Below are 19,631 nucleotides of genomic sequence, written 5' to 3'. Positions count from 1 at the left end.
ATGGCCTCTTCTCCCCCAGCCAAACCCGAACCCCCTGCTGCCAGTCCAGCAGCCCGCATTCTGCTAGTAGATGATGAACCCGGCTTACGGGAAGCGGTGCAAGCCTACCTCGAGGACAGCGGCTTTGAGGTGATCCCGGCGGCCAACGCCCAGCAGGCTCTGCAACTGCTCAGCACGGCCCAGCCTCAGTTGATCATCTCCGACATCATGATGCCGGGCATGGATGGCTATCAATTTTTGGCCCAACTGCGAAAACTCGAGCCCTACAGCCATCTGCCGGTGGTGTTCCTCACCGCCAAGGGGATGACCGCCGACCGCATCCAGGGTTACCGGGCCGGTGTCGATGCCTATTTGCCCAAGCCCTTCGATCCGGAGGAGCTGGTGGCCATCGTCTCCAATCTCATTGAGCGATCCCGAGCAGCCAGTCCTTCTGAAGTGGTCGCCCGCGAGCTGGCCTCCATTCGGGCGCTTCTGGCAGAGCGAACTCTTCCCCCAACCGGTCCCTCTCAGCCCCCCGCCCCAACTCCCTTGCCCCCACCCATTAAGGTAGAGTTCACGCCGCGCGAGCGACAGGTATTGGAAAAAGTGGCAGAAGGGCTGATGAACAAGGAGATTGCCAAGCAGCTGCAAACCAGCGTGCGCAACGTGGAAAAATACGTCACCCGCCTGCTGAACAAGACGGGCACCAGCAGCCGCACCGAGCTGGTTCGCTATGCCCTTACCTATGGCCTAATTCGGCTATAGCCCTCACCCCCAACCCCTAGGAAGACTGAAGAACGTGAGACACGGTTTTATCGCTGGGGCTTTGGTGGCACAGTAACCAGCAGCTCCACCCCAAAGGCGTGATCCCCGGCAGGGTAGCTGGTAATGCCCAGCCCATCGACGCGGGTCAGCAGCTCGCGGGCCTCCGGCTCTAAGCTTGCCAAACCGCCCGGCAGCGTAGCCTCCAGCACTGTGCGGATCCCTTGCCAATTCAGCAAAAAGTAGCCGTAGTTGGGCTTGGGCAACTGATCGTAGAGGGTCTTCAGCGGCTCAGTTCGAGGGAGCAAATTGCCCTGGCGTTGGGCAAGCGTTTGCAGTGCTGCCGTGCTGGTGGTAACGATCAGGTAGTTGCCTTCCCAAGCCCGCACCAGAAGCGGTCGGTTGAACAAGGGATCCGCCCACGTCACCTGTCCACCCGCCTCCGTTACCCCTACTCCCGATTCTTGGGCCAGCCGATCCAACTGAGTCAGGGCCGCGTTGGCCTTGTCTTTTTGGCTGGTCTCGATCACCAAGGCTGCTCCCATGCCCTGCAACAGGGGATGGGCCTGGGCATCCGGTGCCACCAGCAGGGCCATCTCCCCATCCATCCAAGCCAGCAGATCTTTTTCCAAGTCCAAACGGGTATTGGCGCGAAACTCAGCCCGCAGCTCCTCTAACGACTCTTTGACCGGCGGATCTTTTTCCAGCTCAGGCATAACGGCTTGCCAGCGCTGGGCAATCTGCTGGGTGGTCAGCACCGCCAAGGCATTGCCGGGCAGCCGCTGAATGAGTTCGCCGCGAGCCGTTTGCCACCCCCCCTGCACCTGGGTTTTCGGATCGGTCTGGGTCAATATGCGCAGCCGCAGGCCCTGCTCCTGCCAGTGGGCAGCCATGGCCAAAGAGCGCAGGGGTTGCAGGGATCCCAGCGTCGCCGGATCCAGATCCTGCATCCAGTCTTTGAAAGATTCGGGATCCTCCTGCAAAGCCTGGAAGTTGAAGTAGGCAAAGGCCAGCGTGCCGCTCTTATACAGATCGCCAACAGCGGTGCGGAAACTTTCGGAGCGGCCAATCGGCTCTGCTTCGCCGCGATACACAGCAATCGCCTGCTGCATCACCCTTGGGTCGTTGGCCACTGCCACAAAGCGGTTGCCAAACTCAGCAGTTACCCATCGCTCGCCCGGCTCTCCGTTGGTTTGCACATAGAGGGTGACCCCCTGCTCCTGGCGCTGCTCGAAGTTGGCCCCTTCTGCTGCTGCCTGTTGCCGCACCTGGGCCAAGAATTGCCCGGACAAATCGGCGTTGCGGGTGCTGGCTCCAAACAGGATCCCAGGCACCGGCTCGGCAGCTCCGGGCACCAGATTGGGGATCACCACTGCCATCGTGAATTGCTCGCCAGCCCAAGCTTGCATCTCTTCCCGAGAGAATTCCTTGCCGGTTTCAGCCAAAGCTTCTGCCGTCCAGCTCTCCCACTGGGCCAAAAGGTCAGGGTGAGTGCGAAAAGATTCTTCCGGTTGGGTAGAAAAGGTCAGCACCAGGGGCGCCGACTGGGGAACCAGCGCGGTTTCCGGCAGAACATCGCCGGGCAACTGTACCTGTGGCCCTCTGAGTTGGCAGGATCCCAGAAGCCAAGAGCCCCCCACCGCCATCAACGTCAGGGAGAGAGGACGAAACCGGCACTGAAGTTGGGTCTTCATATCACACCTGCGACGAGCCGTCCTCTTGAGGATAGGCGATGGACTCAGAGCCTGTCTGTGATCGCAGCCTCATACATCGGAATATGTAGAAATTGTTACTTTGGCCGGGCGCGAGCGACCAACTCATCCACGTACTCGTTCCAGCGCAACCCTTCGTGAGCCTGGATCCAAACCACCTGCACCTGAGGGCACTGCTGCTTTAGTTGATACAGTTCCTGAACCAGATCCAAGTTTTCCACCGGCCCGGTGCGCCGCCGCCACCCCTGCGCTGCCCAGCGATCCATCCAGTCGTTGTAGGTCTGTACGCAAAGGTGGGAGTCGCTGTAGATGGTATCTACGCTGTTGCCTTGGGTGTCACGGCAATACCGCAAAGCCCGAATTAAGCCGGTCAGTTCCATGCGGTTGCTGGTGCTATCGGGATCCCCTCCCCAAAACTCTTCCACAACCCGATCATCTTGAACCACCACCACGGCCCATCCCCCTGGCCCCGGGTTAGGAGAACATCCCCCGTCCGTGAAGATGCCGCTGCGGGGGCAGGCAGCCAGACGGCTGGGGCGCGCTCCTTTGCGGCTGCGCATCCGTGAAACCTTGGTCATGGTGCTCATCCGATGCTAACGGGAAGATTTGGGATCCCGGCTCGACAACAGACACTGCATCTTACCGCACAAGGGCGTGCCAGCACCACTATTTAGTGTATCTAGTTCCGGGAAAGTTTTACTTTACACTATCAGTAGTATAAACCTCGTCAACACCAGCTCACGTGACGTAAGGTTAGAGAGACAGGGAAATTCTGCCAAAACGGCGCGAACAAAAACCCCCAGAAAATCTGGGGGAGGAGTGGTGTGTTGAGGTGATGAATACTCGCATGATATCTCTCGAATTCGGTGAGTAGGCCAAACCGGCGATAGATCCCTGCGTTTTTTTGCAGAAATCATTGCAGATACTGGAAAGCATCAGACACTAGAGACCAGCGCGTCAAAACTGAGCTTATTTCGTCTTGATCAGATATAGTGCTCAATCTCGAAGAAATATCTATTTAGACACCAAATATAGAGAAGCCAGTAATAACTTTTCTTATGCACCTACCGCCGACACTAGGGGTTGTGTCAAGCCCAAATGAGCATAGAGACGGGAAAAGTCAAAATTCGCTGACATTAGCTCTTGGATGCAGCGGACTTTCACCTCCTCGTGCAGGCGAATCTGCCCAAAAACCCGTTCGATGCGGTTGATGGTGGTGAAGGTGTCCAGATCCACCGAGAGGATCGGCACTTCCAGCTCTTCTGCTCGAGACTGAATGCGGGGATCCAGAGGGAGCTTGCCGGTCAAGATCAGGCAGAGGGTGGAAGTTTCTAGGGCGGCCAGTTGAATATCGGTGCGGTCTCCGCCGGTGATCACCGCCTTGTGATCCAGCTTACGGAAGTACTTCAAGGCCGAGTTGACGTTCATCGCCCCTACCGCAATGTCTTCAACCATCAGGTCCATCCGATCCGGACAGCAGAGCACCTCGGCATCCAGTTGCCGCACCAACTCCCCAACGCTGATGCTGCGCAAAATGCGATGGGAGGGCAAAATGCCCAAGACCGGGATCCCTTGTCCCTCCAAAAAAGGCCGAATGATCGTTTTTGCCGGTTGCACCTGGTCGGGCGGCACATCGTTCAGCAGCACGCCTGCCAAATGGGATCCCAGTTGGCGATGAACAAAGAGAAGAGAATCGACGGCCAAGGGGGAATGGTAGCGATTGATCAGCAGTACCGGAGCATTCAGGGCTTGGGCCATCTTGGCCAGCGACAAGCCAAACAATTCCCCCTCATAAAGATCGGCTGGGCCTTCCAACAGCACCAAATCCGCAGGGGATCGCCGGACAAACTCCAACAGAGGGGCAACCGGGCACTCTGGAGCTGGATCCTCGGGAGCTCGCTTCATTTGGGCCAGCAAAGCCTCTTCGTTGAGCCGGAGCAGCATCGGCGGCATTTGGTCAATCGTCAGCCGCAGAGACTCCGCCACAAAGCGCATATCCGGATCGCCCCCTTCCAGCGAGCAATCCTCCCGCTCGCAAGAACCGATGGGCTTCCCATAGGTGACTTTCATCCCTTGCTGCTGCAGGTGTTTGGCCAAACCCAAGATGGCAGCCGACTTACCACTGAAGGGCTCGGTAGAACCGATCAAAAGAAACTTGGACACAGATGGCTCCCGGTAACGCGAGGGACGAAGGAATCCGATACTCAGTCTAACGAAGGCTACTCGGGGAGAAGCCGGTGCAGAATCTGAGCAAAGGTGGGGATTTCCCGTCTCTTGAACTAAAACGCAGGTTGAACGCAAGCTTGGACGCAAAGTCTTACTCTTCAAGTTCCCAAAAACCAGAGACCAATGTTGGAACCTGGGCAACGCCGCCGCGACCAGACTCTTTTTTTCTCGGTTCCGGGCTAACCGATTAAGATCGGCTCTTCCGGGTAGGTCACCAACGGGCGAGGCTGTTGTTGGGCCAAGGCCAAGACAATGGTCAATGCCCCCAGCCGGCCCCAGAACATCACCAACACGATAATCAGTTGGCCAAACCAGTTTAACTCCCCAGTGAAGCCTGTCGAGAGGCCGCAGGTGGCGAAGGCGGAGATCACCTCAAACAACACCGGATCCAACCTACTGTTACTGTGGGTTATCAAAATCAACCAAGCGGCCAACAACACCACAAACAGAGAAACCGTCAACACCGCTGCCGCCTTGCGCACCATGGAGGGATCCAAACTGCGCCCGGCAATTTGAGCGCTGGGCAAACCGCGGGCATAGCCCCACAAGGCCAACACCAACACCGCCAAGGTGCCGGTGGTCATGCCGCCCCCCATAGAAGCTGGGGCTGCCCCAATAAACATGAGAGCCATCAGCAGCAACTGGCTTGCCGGGGTCAAATCCTCAATGGGGATCCCGGCAAACCCAGCCGTTCGGGCAGAAACCGACTGAAAAAACGTCAGGCCCAAGCGGTGGGGCCAGCTTACCTCCAGCAGGGATCCACCGGGCAAGCTCTCTCCCAAGAACAAACCAATGCCGCCCGTGCAGAGCAAGACCACCACCACGCCTAGGGTAATGCGGGTGTGCAGAGAGGGGCGGTGGCCCCGCGGCCAGGTTAACAAATCCGACAAAACCGGGATGCCCAAACCGCCGATAAAAATCAGACCGGCCAAAATCGCCAGCGACAGACCGTCTGTAGGGATCCCTTCCCGGCCAAACAGGTCAAATCCTGCATTACAAAAGGCCGACACCGCGTGAAAAATAGCCAGAAAAACTGCCCGCCCCGGCCCATAGAGATCCCGCCAGTGCACCCAGAGCAGCAGAGCCCCCCCCAACTCAATGAGAGTGACCCCCAGCAGCACCCGCCGAGTCAATTCCAGGATCGCCCCCGGATCGATGAGCCCCAGCGAATTGCACAGCGCCAAGCGATTGAGGAGGGAAATGCGCCGCCCGATCAATTGAAACACCACCACCGCCAACACCATGAAGCCCACCCCGCCAATCTGAATCAGGATCAGCAGCACAATCTGGCCCAACAGGGTGAGATCCTCCGCCGCCACAATCGTCGAGAGCCCCGTCACGCTCAGGGCCGACATGGCCGTAAACAGCGCCTCATTCCAGCTCAAGGGATCCCCACGCCCGATCCCCGGCAACATGAGCACCAGAGTTCCCACCACTGCCAAGAGCCCCAACCCTGTAACCAGGCGCAATGGCGGTGGCAGCGGGCGACGCCTGTCCCCCCCGAAAAACCACTGCAGACGATTCCCAAAGGCCCTAGAGGACTGAGACAATGCCGAGCCCGGTGTCGGCAGGTGGCGGGCGCGGGATGGCACTGGTGGAACCAAGCGCTCAGGCCCCTCCTCTCGCGGAAGCGGGGCGGAGTCCTCTCTCATCGGATCCCTCCCTACATCTCATTCAGCCGCGAGATGTTGGTATTGGCCCCCAGAACCACCAGCAAATCCCCCTTTTCCAGCAGGTAGTCTGCGGGGGGAGAGACCACCAGCGATTGCTTTCGCTTCACCACCAGCACCGTGATGCCGAAGCGGCGACGCAGATCCGACTCCGCCAGCGTATGGCCCACCAACGCCTCCGGCACCTGTAATTCCGTAATGCTGTAGCCCGGCTCCAGCTCTAGCTGATCTAGGATCCCCGGTGCTGTCAACACCTGAGCCAAACGGCGCCCTGCCTCTTGCTCCGGCAACACCACCCGATCTGCCCCCACTCGCAGGAGAATAGAGCGTTGCCGCTCGGTCGACGCCTTACAGACCACATTGCGCACCCCCAGACTTTTCAGGGCCACCGTCGTCAGCAAATTGCTCTCAAAATCGCTGCCAATGGCCACCACCACCGTGTCGAAGGAGAGGATATCCACCGCTCGCAGCGCATCTTCATCGCTGGAATCGAGTGCCACCACCTGCGTCAGCTGATCCGCCAGGCGCTGCACGATCTCACGGCTGCGGTCGATCCCCAAGACATTGTGCCCTCGCTCCATCAAGGTGAGAGCCAAGCTAGAACCAAAGCGCCCCAGACCAATTACCGCATATTCACGATCCACCCGCTGTCGTTCGCGCCAGCGGAACGCAGTCCCTGCCATAGGATCTCCTGCCCCCTCTTTCAAGAACAGATCATAAGTTCATCCAGCAGGGATCGGAAGGGCCGCGACTCTAGGCCGACTCAGGCTTGGGCAGCGTAGAGGGGTGAGGAATCAGCTCGCGGGTGGAACGGCGCTCCACCATCTCTGCGGTGATGCGGATGTGCTTTAGGTCGCGGCGGGAGGGTGCCTCGTACATCACATCCAGCATTAGCTCTTCCACAATGGCCCGCAGGGCGCGAGCCCCGGTCTTGCGGCGATAAGCCTCTTTGGCAATGGCAGCAATGGCGGCAGGTTCAAACTCCAGTTCCACCCCGTCCATGCGCAACAGCTTCTGCGCCTGCTTGAGAATGGCGTTTTTGGGCTGCGTCAGGATCGCCTCCAGCGCCTTCTCATCCAGCGGATCCAAAGTCGCCACTACCGGGAGCCGCCCCGTGAATTCGGGAATCATGCCGTACTTGATCAAGTCTTCAGGCTCCAAAGCCTTGAGGGCATTGGCCATACGTTGCTCGCGGCTAACCGACAATTGCTCCCCTGGCTTGATAAAGCCCATCGATTTCTTGCCAATGCGCTGCTCGATTACTTTTTCCAGGCCAACAAAAGCCCCCCCGCAAATGAAGAGGATGTTGGAAGTGTCGATTTGAATGCAGTCTTGATAGGGGTGCTTGCGCCCTCCCTGGGGAGGCACGTTGGCTATTGTCCCTTCCAGCATCTTCAACAAAGCCTGCTGCACCCCCTCGCCGGAGACATCGCGGGTAATGGAGGGGTTCTCGCTTTTGCGGGCAATTTTGTCGATTTCGTCGATGTAGATGATGCCGCGCTGGGCCTCTTCTACGTCCATGTCCGCCACCTGCAGCAGGCGCAACAGGATGTTTTCCACATCCTCGCCCACATAGCCAGCTTCCGTAAGGGTGGTAGCATCTGCAACCGCAAAAGGCACATCCAACATGCGAGCCAGGGTTTCCGCCAGCAGGGTTTTGCCGGAGCCAGTGGGGCCAATGATCAAAATGTTGGACTTCTGTAGCTCCACCTCATCCAGTTCCGAAACTCCGACGCTACCGGGGTTGGCCTTGGCAGCCAGACGCTTGTAGTGGTTGTAAACCGCCACCGACAAAACCTTCTTAGCTTTTTCTTGGCCAATCACATATTGGTCGAGATAGCGCATGATCTCATGCGGCTTGGGCAACTGAGCCAGAGAAGGCAGGCTGCGGGAGGGTTTTTTGGGGGTTTCGCGACGGCTGGCGGCAGGGGCGGCAGCAGGAGGAGTGTTGCCGTCGTAGAGTTCCTCATCCAAAATCTCGTTGCAGAGCTCCACGCACTCGTCACAGATGTAGACCCCCGGCCCCGCAATCAACTTACGCACCTGATCCTGTGACTTGTTGCAGAAGGAGCACTTTAGATGGGAGTCATATTTGGCCATGGGATCCTCGTTGCTGCTTGCTCTTGGCTATCCTAATCCGGCAAAAGCCAGAAGAAAACTAAACCTTCCAATCCAGTCGCAAATTGGCTGCGAAAGCGTAAGGAGGCCGAAGTTGGTGGAATCTCACTGACCTACTAGTCTAGCATCTCCACTGGGCTCGTAGGGCTTGTTTCCGGATCCCCAAGGGGGCAGGGTGCCAAGAGATTCCCATGGGGATCAACTGGAAAGACTGGAGATATAGTCATTTCAAACTGGATTGAGACACTTCCCAAGCGCTCCGTGCCGCTTCCGCGACCACCCACTCTTCAAAAGGGAGCTGGGAAGCAATGCAACGGAGGTGTTTCATTCTTGCTTCAAAGTGACCATAAGCTTCTCCAGCGCTCTGCGCTACCCGTGCAAACGCCACAGCCTCAGTTCTCCCCAAGTGTCTTACAAGGAGGAAAACTGGAAATGGAAGGGGTGAGCCGTTTCGCTGCTATCGGGAATGGTCATACATCCTTTGGACGGATTTATAGAAAAACCGCCCGACTTGACGCCGAGCGGAAGATGGTGTGAGGAGTGAACGGAAACATGCGTCTCCGCTGATCCCATCATAGTTGAACTTATCTGGCACTGGCAAAGGAATCCTTCAGTTAAGTTGGATACTTTTTGGAGGTGTGGCCGCGCCTTTTTGTAACCAAAAAGGGGAAGGAACTGTCCGTGTTTCGTTCGCTTCCCCCTATTGGCGTCCACTCCTCACTAGAGGTGAATCATAAATTATCCCTGCCGCTAAGACAACCCACCCTACCCAAGTTTTTCGGGGATCCACCCTGTCAAGGATGCAGATCACCGGATTCCACGGTGGGATCCAGCGCCAACAGCTCCGCTTCGGTCAGCAGGGGGATCCCCAGTTGTTGGGCTTGCTCCAGCTTGGAGCCGGGGTCAGAGCCCACCACCACGTAGTCGGTTTGGCGGCTGACGCTGGCGGTGACTTTGCCCCCCCGACTCTCAATCCAAGCCTTGGCCTGCTGGCGGGAGAGGGTGGGCAAGGTGCCGGTGATTACGAATTTTTTCCCGGCCAGGATCTGGGAGACGGCAGGGTTCTCCTGCTGAGGAAGAGCGGGGATCCCTAGCGCCTGCAACTCCTGCAACAGGCGACGATGGGCCGGCTCGGCAAACCAGGCCACCACCGCTTCCGCCACTTCCGCGCCTATCCCATAGATCTGGGCGATGGTTTCTGCGCTGGCTTGGGCCAAAAGCTCAGGGGTGGGAAAATGGCCGGCCAAAATCTGGGCGGTGACCACCCCCACATGGGGGATCCCCAGCCCGTAGAGCACCCGTTCCCAGGGCTGCTGGCGAGAGCGCTGAATGGCTTGCACCAGCTTTTGGCTGGAGCGGGATCCCATTCCCTCCAAACCCTGCAACTGCTCTGGGGTGAGGCGGTAGAGATCGGCTACGGTGCGCACCCCCAAGCTCTCCACCAATTGGGCTGCCCGCTTTTCCCCTAAGCCTTCGATATCCAAAGCATCGCGGCTGGCCCAGTGCTGCAATTGGCCCCGCAGCTTGGCCGGGCACTCGGGGTTGGGGCAGCGGGTCACGGCTTCGCCAGGGGGACGAACCAAGGGGGTGTGGCATTCCGGGCACTGGCTGGGCAGGCTGTAGGGAACAGCGTCGGCAGGGCGCAATTCTTTTAGGATCCCGACCACCTCCGGGATGATCTCCCCGGCTTTGCGCACGATGGCAGTATCGCCGATGTGCACGTCCAGCTCCCGCAGGCGATCGGCATTGTGCAGGCTGGCGCGGCTGACAAGGGTGCCGGCCAAAGGAACCGGCTCCAGCTCTGCCACCGGAGTGACGGCGCCGGTACGGCCCACGCTGGCCACGATGGCGCGGATGCGGGTGGGGACTTCCTGGGCAGGGTATTTGAGGGCAATGGCCCAGCGGGGAAATTTTTGCGTAAAGCCGGCCTCCTCCTGCAGCCGCAAGGAGTTCAATTTCACCACCACCCCGTCGCTGGCGTAGGGGAGCTGGGCACCCCGCCATCGCTCATAAAATTGGATCACTTCTCCCAAGCCCCGACAGACCTGGGAAAGGGGGTTGACCGGAAATCCCAATTCCTTGAGCTGCTGCAGACACTGCCACTGGGTTTGCGGGGGATCCCCGGCAGGCCATCCCTCCGGCCAGTGGAGGGCGTAGGCGAAGAAGCTGAGCTTGCGGGCGGCCACAACGCGGCTATCCAACTGCCGCAGGGTACCGGCAGCACAGTTGCGCGGGTTAGCAAAGGGGGGATCCCCGGCGGAACGACGCTCTTGGTTGATCCGTTCAAACTCGGCTAGGGCCAGATAGACTTCCCCCCGCACCTCCAAAACGGGAGGCGGATCTGCTGTCGCCAGCCGCAGGGGAATCGAACGAATGGCGCGCACGTTGGGGGTGATGTCCTCTCCGGCCTGTCCGTCCCCCCGAGTAGCACCCCGCTCCAAAAGACCCTCGATGTAGGTTAGGGCCAAGGCGGCGCCATCAATCTTCAGCTCACATACATATTCCAGCTCTCCCTCTGTCCCGCCGTCGGGAACAGGGGCACGGCCCAAAACTCGCAGCAGACGCTCTTGCCACTCCTCTAGCTCTTCTGGGTTGAAAGCGTTTTCCAAGCTGTAGAGGGGGATGCGGTGGAAGACGGTGGGAAAATGCTCTGCAGGTTTTTCTCCCACCCGCTGAGTAGGGCTATCGGGAGTGACCAGTTCAGGGTAAGCCCGCTCCAGCTCTTGCAGCTCGCGGTAGAGGCGGTCGTAAACGCTGTCTTCCAGGATGGGCGCATCGTGGACATAGTAGGCAATGCTGGCCTTCTGCAGCAGGGTGCGCAGCTCGCGGGCGCGTTCTTCCAGATGGGGATCCATAACTCCTTGGGTGAGCAAGGTCTACCCCTAGGTTAGGGCTCCTGAGGAGCCAATAAGTAGGAGCCGATATTCTCCAAGCTGGGAGGATGTAGGAAGGGGATGGTCAAGATGGCCTGCTGGGAAAATGGCTGGGGGAGCTGGGCCAGAAGAGTCTGGTGACGACGGCGGAGGGCCTCTCCAAAGGGGGTAGAATCCTCCAACCACACCCGATTGAGAACGGCGTAGGGATGAGGGATCCCCAAAGCATCCAGTTCCGCTAAGAGACGCTCGGTTTCCGCCAGAACTGCTTGCTCGGGGTTAAAGACGGGGATAAAGGTAACAAACTGGGGATCCTGGAGCTGCTGCCGGAGCTGTCGCACCTGGGCCAAGAGCTCCCGCATCCGCTGCGCCCATTCCGGCCTGCCCACCACATCCCGATATTTCAGCCACAGCTTCAGGGCCAAGCTTACCCAACCTTCCAGAGCCTGGGGCATCTGCAGAAACCGCAGGAGATGGCCTGTGGGAGCCGTGTCCAGCACCACCAGGTCGAACTGCCCGCTCGTCTCCTGTCGGAGAACACTCAACAGGGCCATCACCTCATCCAAGCCGGGTGGAGGCATCTGCAGCAGTTGCCGCCACGCCTGCGGGTCGTATTGGACTTCCACCCCTGCCGTCCCCTCCCCCGCCAAGATGGCCGCCACCTCCTCCAGGTAATCCTGCCGGAATTGCTCCAGCACCACCGCCGCATCGACCTCCTGCCCCAGCAGGTTGGGCAGCAGGGGAATGGGATCCTGACCCAGTTTCGTCTGAAACAGATCCCCCAGCGAGTGAGCCGGATCGATGGAGACCAGCAAGAGCTGCTTGTCGGGATGGCGCTTGGCCAAGTTCCAAGCCAGGGCCCCGGCCACCGTCGTCTTGCCCACACCCCCTTTGCCCCCCACCAACACCAGTCGGATCCCTTGGGCCAAAAAGTCCGGTAGAGCCGGGATCCCCTTGAAGGAAGGGAAGAGGGTGGAGAAGAGAGACTTTCTCTTCTCTTGGCTCTCTGCTTTTTGCTCTGGGATCCCTTCCAACTGCAGCAGCACCTCTGGCAAGGGGCGAAGCTGCTGAACCAGCTCATCCAGGGCCGCCAACCCAACCGGCTCCTGCAGTTGATAAGGACAGACCCAGATAGAGTATCCGGGCAGCTCCTCCTGTAGGGCTTTGAGCACACGCCGCTGTTCCTGTTGCCGCGCCAAGTAGAGGGAAGAGGGGAGAGCAGCGGGCAGCGAAGGTTGGCTGTTATTCTCTCTTGCAAGCAGCACCTGATTGACCAGAAGACCGCCGATGGGCACGCGGCGGTTTTGCAGTTGCTGACAAAAGCGGCGGGTTTCCGCCACGCTCAACTGCTCCGGGATCATCACCAGCCAAGCAGAAGTGCTCTCCGGATTGGTCAAGCGGGCTTTGCCCCCCTCCAGTTCCCTCTGCAACTGGGCCAAAAACGCATCCGCCTCATCCGGTCGATAGGTGCCCGTCAGGGCTTGGGCGATTTCCCGGTGCTTGGCCTGAAAGGTGGCAAACACGGCCAGCAGATTATCCAAAAAGTCGGGCAGCTCCAACAGCCGCAGGGTATGCCCGGTGGGGGCCGTATCCAGGATGACCGTATCCACCTCCTCCCTCGCCAGCAGCCGGTTGACCTCCAGAATGGCCATCAGCTCATCCACCCCCGGCCACGCCAAATCCCAGATCGGCAGCAGATCCTCTCGGCCAAACCAACTGCCCCGCTCGGCAATGAGCTCCAGGGCCGGCCCATAGGTTTGCCGAAAAGACCGCAGCAAAATCTCCGCTTGCAAAGCCCGCACCTGTAAATTGGGGCGATCCGGCAAGGGTTGGGCCACATCCGTAACCGAGATTTGCAGCACGTCCCCCAACGAGTGGGCGGGATCTGTGGACATCAGGAGCAGACGGCGCTGGGGATCCACCTGGGCCAGTTGGCGAGCCAGCGCGCAGGTCAAGGTTGTTTTGCCCACTCCTCCCTTGCCGCTGAACAGCAAGAGGCGTTGGGAAGCCAAGAGCAGAGGATGGCAGGAATGCTGATACATTTACGCTGAACACTGCTGACCATTACTGCTCAACGGTGAAGCGATAGCATTCTGTCCATTTCCGTTCGCGTTAGCGGGACGGAGTTCGAACAGAAAGGCGGTATCCCGCAAAGCTCTGAGCATAACACCCAGAGCGCCTTGCCAGTCTCGTGGTAGCCTATGGTTGCACTTGGGGCATGTGAACACTTTCGCACCACCTAACTTCGTGTGGATGTGCCCACACTTGGTACAGGTTTTGCTGGTGTACGCTTCCGATACTTCCACGACAACCACGTTTTTCTTTTGGGCTTGAAACTTCAGGAACTGCTTGAACCGATAGTGCGCCCAGGTGAGCATCGCCCTTGCTGTCTTGCTACCAAACTTCCTCCCCGCCTTGGCAACCATCTTGGCTGACTCGAAAGTGGGGAGGAATATCAATCGGTAGTTATCCGTCAGGAACGCCGCTACCTTGCGATGGCACTCGTCCACCAAGTTCCCGATTCTCTCCCGCAGACGAAACGCCGCTTGCCGCATTCGCCTACGCTTGAGTCTCGGTGCCTTGCTCAGCCTAGATTGCAGATCGTCTAGGTGGTAGCACAGCCGAGCGATCCTACCGAAGTCCCCCTTGGCAATATCTACAAAACCTGCTCCATCAAACCCTGTAAAGAAACTTCTTACCCCAGGGTCAAGCGCAACAACCCCCTTTGCTAACGAACACTGCTCGTTCACGGGCTCAGGAAAGATGGCATACCATCTGTCTTTCACCCGCATTAGTTCAGTCCCACGTGCCCATTCTCTGGGCATCTCCTCGGATGCACGAAACGCCAAACCTCGGGTGAGTTTCGGATACCACGTTCCATTGCGAAAGTTGCCGGCGTTGAACTGCAGCGTATGCGACCTGTCTCGCACACTGCGAAACCTCGCGTCTTTGCTCCGGTGAAACGCCAACCACGCCTCGACGACCGCGTTCTGTTTGATGTGGCAGGGGGCGTCCTTCACCCACTCGGGCAGGTCGGAGCGCAGGATGATGTCCCGCAGCTTTCTGGCCGTTTTTGGGGCACCATGCTGACGCTGATAGGCAATCGCTTGGTTGTAGCAGTACCGGCACGCCGCTTGCCACCGCTTCCAAACTTTAGCCAGCGCTGGTTCCGGATAAATCCGTATCTTTCTCGATTGCAGCCCGGTATTTTCTGAGTCCGTAGAGCCGACTGCTGAAGCAGTGCAGGATGGTGAGGATATCCTCAACCAGTTCCTGTTGGGGAGAAAGGTGATCGTCATCGAGAACCAAGACCTCGCACCCGTATTGACGGCAGTACCACTCAACGAGCTCAAATCCAAACCGGCAGAGTCGATCCCGGTGAGCGACCACAATCGTTCCGACGTCTCCCGCACGAACTCGTTCCAATAAGGCAAGGAACTTTGGTCTTTTGAAGTCGAGACCGCCGCCAACCTCTCCGACCACTTCGGCTCCAGGATAGAGGTTAACCAGTCTTGCAATCTGTCGCTCCAAGTCTGGTTTCTGCCCTCGACTGCTGACTCGGGCGTACAAAACGACTCGTTTGGTTTTTCTTGGTGATTTAATGTAGCTGTCGAGGTCATACCTTCTCGCCCTACCGGATGGTGTACGTATTGCCTTGATCCAGCCCTTCTGTTCCCATCGCCTCAAAGTGTGGAGACACACCCCAAAATAATCCGCCGCTTCTCTCGGTTTTACATACCTAGCCATACCAAGCAGCCATACTGAACATACTGTACATTATTTTCAGTATAGTCCAGCGTATCATTGACTAGAGTCATGCTCACTGTTAACGCGACTGAGTTGCAAAGGGATCCCCTCCCACACAGGTCGCCCCTATTTTGGCCTGGATCCCTCTTGGGGATGCTCTAGATCACTGCAAAAGTGCTCCGCACCGCTGACGGGATGGGAAGAGCTTGTACGGGAGCAGCTCACCGCAGTTTCTCCTCTCCAAGCCACACCCGGCGACGTCCTCTGTCCCACACCAGCAGCGCGTGGATCCCAATCCAAAGTCCTGTCCACAGCCAGTTGTGCAGCCAGATTTTGCCCAGAATGGGCAGGGTCAGGCCCTCCGTTCCCCCCAAAACCAGGCCGGCGGCCAAAATCAGCCCTTCAAAAGCCAGAAACCCCAAGATGAGCATGGCCGGGATCCAGAGATAGTTCAGCAGCAGTTGCCTTGGCCGAAGCGGCTTGGACTGAGAAAACAGAGGTCGGTAACCGCCAGCAAGAGCAATCCCCACCGTGCCGATCCCCAGCACCAACCCCCAGGCAAACGAATCGGGAGTGCGGGGATAGTTGTGCCAGGTGTAGCCAAAGATTTGGTTGGCCAGCCAAATCATCAAAGCACTAATGATTGCCCTTTGGCGGGTTAAAGTTGTGCCCGCAACAATACCAACAGTTACAAAAGGAAGGGTACATGTATAAGCAATATTGCTGAGACAGCCGACGGTGGTAAACAAGCTGGGCCAGAACCAGCCTCGGGCCAAATCTTGAGCAGCTTGTATCCAAAGTGGGGCTGGGATTAAGCGGCGAGAGCTGGGGATAGGTTGAGCACTCGATTGCAGGCCAATCATGCTTTAATCTCCTGGAAAAAGGTGGTCTTTCAGAGGACAGCTATTAAGCAAATGCTCAAAAACAATTTGTCGAGCTACTTGGGGAGTAACCCGCTTGTACCAGGTGCGATCCCCAGAGTAAAAAACCACGGGCCCCTGTTGGCAAACTTCCAAGCAGCCTGAGGTGATAACCTGTACGTCCAGGTTGGCTTCTCGAAGAGCCGATTCCAGAGCTTCCACAACTGGTTGGTAGTTGCGGGAAGGATAACAACGGCTGGAACGACAGACGGCAAGGTAGGGACGTTTAAGAGGGTTATCCTCATAGGGGATCCGCTCTTTCCCCTGCACATAGATGGCGCGGATGCGCTCGTAAAGAGAAAGCTTTTGGTAATCTGCTTTGCCTTCCGGCAGGTAGTCTTCCTCTGGCCCCAAAAAGGGGCTGGGCAGAAAAATCTGCAGCAAAGGCTCTTCTGCTCCATTCCAGAATTGGATTCCCCACATGCGGGGCTGACCTTGGGGATTGAGGCGCCGGTAGAGAGCAGCACGGCTAACCAATCTTTTGCGGCGCAGCTCGGGTGGGGTCTTACGATGGGGGCCGCCTTGGTGCTCCTCCAGGCACAAATGCAGGTGCCAAGTTTCGGTGGCAACGGTTAGATAGCCATCGTAGAGCACGCACAAAGCTGGAGGTTTCTTGAAAGCCAGCTCCAGCACCCCGCCTTCCGCCACATGGCCCACCTGGATCTCGGCCCAGTGCTCTTGAAACAGCTCGTAGAGCAACGGCCCCAAGCAGTCGATGTGGGCAGGGATCCCTTCATAAAGGGTTGTCCAACCCGTCAGAGAAACTTCCTGCCAAGTTTGATGGAGAGGGGTTATCCAGGGGGTAAAAGTGGCCATGAGAGAGCTCCTCAAGGTAGTGGTGGAATACGAGTAATCACCTCTTTTTTGAGAGGGCGCTCGGCCCAGGGTAGGATCCCATCTGGCTTGGTGAGGTAGAGCTCTGCTGTCTGCAGAATGAGATCCACATCTTTTGGATCGAGATCTCCAAAAACATAGGTCATCTTTTGAGGTGCTGCCAACGCAACGACACAAGCATGGCTGCAGCCGCTCATACAGGCAACCGGCTTCAGGGTCAGTTGAGGATTGAGGGTTTGAGATTGCAGGGCAGACAGCAGCATTTCTCCCTTGCTAATCCCTTCTTTTTGGCCGTTAACCCACCGAGATCCGCAAGTGACACAAACCCAAAGACAATGGCTGCTGGGTTGCTGAGCAGCGCTGCCAGCTTGGATGGGCAACTGGGAAGTTGATCGAGACATGGTGCTCCTTGATATAGTCATAGGTTTCTGTCCAAGCAAAGGGTGTGAGAAGAGGCAAAGACGATCTCAATGTCTTGGCCAAGGATTCAGCAGTGAGTTAGACAGCTAAAAGTCAGCCTCAAGTCGCTCTAAAATTGGCCCCTTAAATTAAGCCGAACGGTGCGACCCACTCCGGGGTAGCCGGGGAAAACCTCATATTGCTCATCCAGCAGGTTATCGACTCCCACCTCGAGAGCGAGATTTTCTGCTACTGGGATCCCTCCCCGCAGAGCCAGGTTGGTGTAGCCGGGCAGAGATTGGGTATTGGCGTTGTTGGTAAAGAAAGTGCCAATGTGATGCAGGAAAACTGAGGCATACTGATCCTCTGCATCGCGGTAGCTCAGGCCCAGGTTGAAGCTGTCTGCTCCCACGAAGGCTAGCTGTTTGCCAACCGCTTTGGGATCCAGCGCCGAGCGGATGATGGGATCGTTCAGGGTGTAGTTGGCAAAAAGAGTCCAGTTTTCCCCCAATCGCAAATCCAGGGCTGCTTCTATGCCTGTGTATTCCACGAGCTCAATGTTTTCGTAGGTTCCCCTGCGCGGGCCAGTGCTGACAAAGGTAATGCCATCGCGGATGCGGTTATGGGCAAAGGTCAAGCGCAGTAGGCCAAAATCTCCCAGAGCCTGATCCAGGCCAATGTCAAAACTCTCTCCCCGCTCCGGTCGCAAATTGGGGTTCCCATCTACCTCAAAAAAGCCCCGCAAACGAAAGAATAAGTTTGAGATCAAGGGGGTGCGAAAGCTGCCGGCATAATTGGCCCTCAGGGTGGTGCCTTCTGCCAAAACCCAGCGGATCCCTGCGGCGGGAGAGGTGGCCGAACCGTTGACCAGATTGCTCGAATCTTGGCGAACACCTAAGTTGAGATAAAAGTTGGGCTGTGGCTTGTAATCCAGGCGGGCAAAGAGGGCCCCTTGGTTCACGGTATTGTCGTAGTTGACATTGGTGGATCCCCTGGCAAAGGAGAAGGTGGTGTTGCGAGCTGAAATGGATCGGTAGTCTGCTCCTAGAGTAAGCTCCAGGTTTTCAGCAGCCTTCCAGGTGTATTGCAGTTGGGATCCCCACCCCGTTCGCAGGATCTCATCCCGGGATCCCTGGCTTTGTGGGGCGCTGAAGCGATAGTTGAGGTCGTCAAAAAATACCCTAGCTTGCAGGGATCCCTTCTCTTGATCCCACAGCCAACTGAGATCTAACAGCAGGTCGTTGGTGTTTTGCACTGCATCGGGGGAGGGAAACTCGGTGCTGCCGGGCACCTGAAACGCTTTATTGAGATAAAGGGCATTTCCTGTTAGGACCTGGCCTTCTGCCAGTTGCCAGGTGAGTTTGGCTTGTAGGTTGTGGTACTCCACTGCCGAGTTCTCCCGCCTGCCTGCTTTGCCCAAACGCCTAATTTCAAAAGGAAAGTCGTTGTTGCTCTGCAGACGGCGATAGCTGACCACCCAGCCCAGATCCTGCACCTGGCCGCGGTTTTGGATCCCTTGCTCGTTGAGGCCGTAGCTGCCGATAGCCGCTTCCAGCACGGTCTCGGATCCCGGCTTTGGATCCAGCGTCACGATGTTGATGACCCCGCCAACGGCATCGGAGCCGTATAAGGTGGAGCCCCCACCTGGAGAGATCTCAATACGCTCGACCACATCTGTAGTGATCTGAGACAGATCGAACCCGCCAAAAAAGCCCAGGTCGTTAATGGGGCGGCCATCCAACAGCACCAAAACCTGGGCCGTTCGTCCTCCCCGCATAAACTGGGAGCTAAGGGCTCCCAACTGGGTTCCTGCCGTGCCGTCGCTGAGGATCCCGGGCAGGTAGCGCAGGGCCTCCTGAACGGTTCTTGCCCCTTGCTCTCGAATTTGCTGGCGGGTAACGACGTAAACCGGGCGGGAAGAATCCCGCAGCAAGCCGGGGCGACGAAAAGGCGTGGTGACGGGTTGATTTAAAATCTCGGCGCTAACGCCGGTTTCCAAAACCTCTTGAGCTGAGGGCGGGGAAGCTGCCGGCTGCGCCCACGCTGGGATCCCCAAAACAAGACCCCCCAGCGCCAGGCTGAGACCTAGAATGGGATTCATTTTCTTTCTTGAAGCTCCTGATTCCGTGCGACGCGGAAGAAAGACGAGCCAGAACCGCAGGCGGGCATCCTGACTGAGGGCATAGGTCTAGCCCAAGCCCATCACAGTTGCGGCACAGCGCCGGATTTGCACCGGACTTTCCCCTTTACATGCCCTGGCTGATCCCCAGGACAACCTGTCGGTACAGCTTTCTCTGCGATTGCTCCGAAAAAGCCGTGCTAGGCATCATACATCCCCTGCTCTGGAGTTCCTATCCTGCCAGGGGGGATGTCATCCCCAGGGGTGAACGG

At 57.8% G+C, this 19,631-nt stretch carries 15 protein-coding genes and 1 riboswitch; of the genes, 1 reads left to right on the top strand and 14 read right to left on the bottom strand.

Features of this window, described 5'->3' with window-relative positions; all coding sequences use genetic code 11:
• Window positions 1–744: a response regulator gene (locus tag NW842_RS00270; RefSeq protein ID WP_414373340.1), complete on the top strand. Its 744-nt coding sequence runs from the start codon at window positions 1–3 to the stop codon at window positions 742–744.
• A gap of 47 nt (window positions 745–791) precedes the next feature.
• Here NW842_RS00270 and NW842_RS00265 read toward each other — a convergent pair whose 3' ends face one another.
• From NW842_RS00265 to NW842_RS00200, 14 genes are all read right to left on the bottom strand, one after another.
• Window positions 792–2,435, bottom strand: coding sequence for a DUF3352 domain-containing protein (locus NW842_RS00265; RefSeq protein ID WP_414417240.1), 1,644 nt, complete (start codon window positions 2,433–2,435; stop codon window positions 792–794).
• Window positions 2,436–2,530: 95 nt separating this feature from the next.
• Window positions 2,531–3,031 carry a ribonuclease H family protein gene (locus tag NW842_RS00260; RefSeq protein WP_414417239.1) on the bottom strand — a complete coding sequence of 167 codons (501 nt, stop codon included), beginning with the start codon at window positions 3,029–3,031 and terminating at the stop codon, window positions 2,531–2,533.
• A 478-nt stretch (window positions 3,032–3,509) separates the two neighbouring features.
• Complete coding sequence (locus tag NW842_RS00255; RefSeq protein ID WP_414417238.1) at window positions 3,510–4,616, bottom strand: phosphotransacetylase family protein; 1,107 nt, start codon at window positions 4,614–4,616, stop codon at window positions 3,510–3,512.
• Between the two features lie 242 nt (window positions 4,617–4,858).
• Window positions 4,859–6,283 (bottom strand): TrkH family potassium uptake protein, encoded by a 1,425-nt coding sequence (locus NW842_RS00250; protein WP_414417237.1) that lies wholly within the window; start codon window positions 6,281–6,283, stop codon window positions 4,859–4,861.
• A 59-nt stretch (window positions 6,284–6,342) separates the two neighbouring features.
• Window positions 6,343–7,032, bottom strand: coding sequence for a potassium channel family protein (locus NW842_RS00245; RefSeq protein WP_414329043.1), 690 nt, complete (start codon window positions 7,030–7,032; stop codon window positions 6,343–6,345).
• A gap of 70 nt (window positions 7,033–7,102) precedes the next feature.
• Window positions 7,103–8,449 (bottom strand): ATP-dependent protease ATP-binding subunit ClpX, encoded by a 1,347-nt coding sequence (clpX, locus tag NW842_RS00240; protein ID WP_414417236.1) that lies wholly within the window; start codon window positions 8,447–8,449, stop codon window positions 7,103–7,105.
• Window positions 8,450–9,261: 812 nt separating this feature from the next.
• Window positions 9,262–11,322 carry an NAD-dependent DNA ligase LigA gene (gene ligA, locus NW842_RS00235; RefSeq protein WP_414417235.1) on the bottom strand — a complete coding sequence of 687 codons (2,061 nt, stop codon included), beginning with the start codon at window positions 11,320–11,322 and terminating at the stop codon, window positions 9,262–9,264.
• A 32-nt stretch (window positions 11,323–11,354) separates the two neighbouring features.
• On the bottom strand, window positions 11,355–13,382 hold the full coding sequence (locus tag NW842_RS00230) for an ArsA family ATPase (RefSeq protein ID WP_414417234.1): 2,028 nt from the start codon (window positions 13,380–13,382) through the stop codon (window positions 11,355–11,357).
• Window positions 13,383–14,606, bottom strand: coding sequence for an RNA-guided endonuclease InsQ/TnpB family protein (locus tag NW842_RS00225; RefSeq protein WP_414417261.1), 1,224 nt, complete (start codon window positions 14,604–14,606; stop codon window positions 13,383–13,385).
• Entirely contained in the window at window positions 14,494–15,087 is a 594-nt protein-coding gene (locus NW842_RS00220; RefSeq protein ID WP_414417233.1) for an IS607 family transposase, read from the bottom strand. The genes NW842_RS00225 and NW842_RS00220 overlap by 113 nt, the downstream gene beginning before the upstream one ends.
• A 221-nt stretch (window positions 15,088–15,308) precedes the next feature.
• Window positions 15,309–15,716, bottom strand: coding sequence for a hypothetical protein (locus tag NW842_RS00215; protein ID WP_238376949.1), 408 nt, complete (start codon window positions 15,714–15,716; stop codon window positions 15,309–15,311).
• Window positions 15,717–15,953: 237 nt separating this feature from the next.
• Entirely contained in the window at window positions 15,954–16,823 is an 870-nt protein-coding gene (locus tag NW842_RS00210; protein WP_414417232.1) for a (2Fe-2S) ferredoxin domain-containing protein, read from the bottom strand.
• 11 nt (window positions 16,824–16,834) lie between these two features.
• Window positions 16,835–17,242: a DUF1636 domain-containing protein gene (locus NW842_RS00205; RefSeq protein WP_414417231.1), complete on the bottom strand. Its 408-nt coding sequence runs from the start codon at window positions 17,240–17,242 to the stop codon at window positions 16,835–16,837.
• 128 nt (window positions 17,243–17,370) lie between these two features.
• The gene (locus NW842_RS00200) at window positions 17,371–19,341 is read right to left on the bottom strand and encodes a TonB-dependent receptor plug domain-containing protein (protein WP_414417230.1); all 1,971 of its coding nucleotides are present in this window, start codon (window positions 19,339–19,341) and stop codon (window positions 17,371–17,373) included.
• A 41-nt stretch (window positions 19,342–19,382) separates the two neighbouring features.
• Window positions 19,383–19,535: riboswitch (cobalamin riboswitch) on the bottom strand.
• Between the last annotated feature and the right edge of the window lie 96 nt (window positions 19,536–19,631).

This window comes from Synechococcus sp. R55.4, assembly GCF_047461935.1.
Classification (GTDB): Bacteria; Cyanobacteriota; Cyanobacteriia; order Thermostichales; family Thermostichaceae; genus Thermostichus.
The sequence above is the reverse complement of the archived record's forward strand: the minus strand, read 5'-3'. Positions and strand labels throughout refer to the sequence as shown.

Excerpts from the sequence above, each read along its gene's own strand:
- NW842_RS00220 (WP_414417233.1), bottom strand. The coding sequence starts at position 15,087 with ATGGCTAGGTATGTAAAACCGAGAGAAGCGGCGGATTATTTTGGGGTG.
- NW842_RS00210 (WP_414417232.1), bottom strand. The coding sequence starts at position 16,823 with ATGGCCACTTTTACCCCCTGGATAACCCCTCTCCATCAAACTTGGCAG.
- clpX (WP_414417236.1), bottom strand. The coding sequence starts at position 8,449 with ATGGCCAAATATGACTCCCATCTAAAGTGCTCCTTCTGCAACAAGTCA.
- NW842_RS00230 (WP_414417234.1), bottom strand. The coding sequence starts at position 13,382 with ATGTATCAGCATTCCTGCCATCCTCTGCTCTTGGCTTCCCAACGCCTC.
- NW842_RS00265 (WP_414417240.1), bottom strand. The coding sequence starts at position 2,435 with ATGAAGACCCAACTTCAGTGCCGGTTTCGTCCTCTCTCCCTGACGTTG.
- NW842_RS00245 (WP_414329043.1), bottom strand. The coding sequence starts at position 7,032 with ATGGCAGGGACTGCGTTCCGCTGGCGCGAACGACAGCGGGTGGATCGT.
- NW842_RS00215 (WP_238376949.1), bottom strand. The coding sequence starts at position 15,716 with ATGATTTGGCTGGCCAACCAAATCTTTGGCTACACCTGGCACAACTAT.
- NW842_RS00260 (WP_414417239.1), bottom strand. The coding sequence starts at position 3,031 with ATGACCAAGGTTTCACGGATGCGCAGCCGCAAAGGAGCGCGCCCCAGC.
- NW842_RS00200 (WP_414417230.1), bottom strand. The coding sequence starts at position 19,341 with ATGAATCCCATTCTAGGTCTCAGCCTGGCGCTGGGGGGTCTTGTTTTG.
- NW842_RS00205 (WP_414417231.1), bottom strand. The coding sequence starts at position 17,242 with ATGTCTCGATCAACTTCCCAGTTGCCCATCCAAGCTGGCAGCGCTGCT.
- ligA (WP_414417235.1), bottom strand. The coding sequence starts at position 11,322 with ATGGATCCCCATCTGGAAGAACGCGCCCGCGAGCTGCGCACCCTGCTG.
- NW842_RS00270 (WP_414373340.1), top strand. The coding sequence starts at position 1 with ATGGCCTCTTCTCCCCCAGCCAAACCCGAACCCCCTGCTGCCAGTCCA.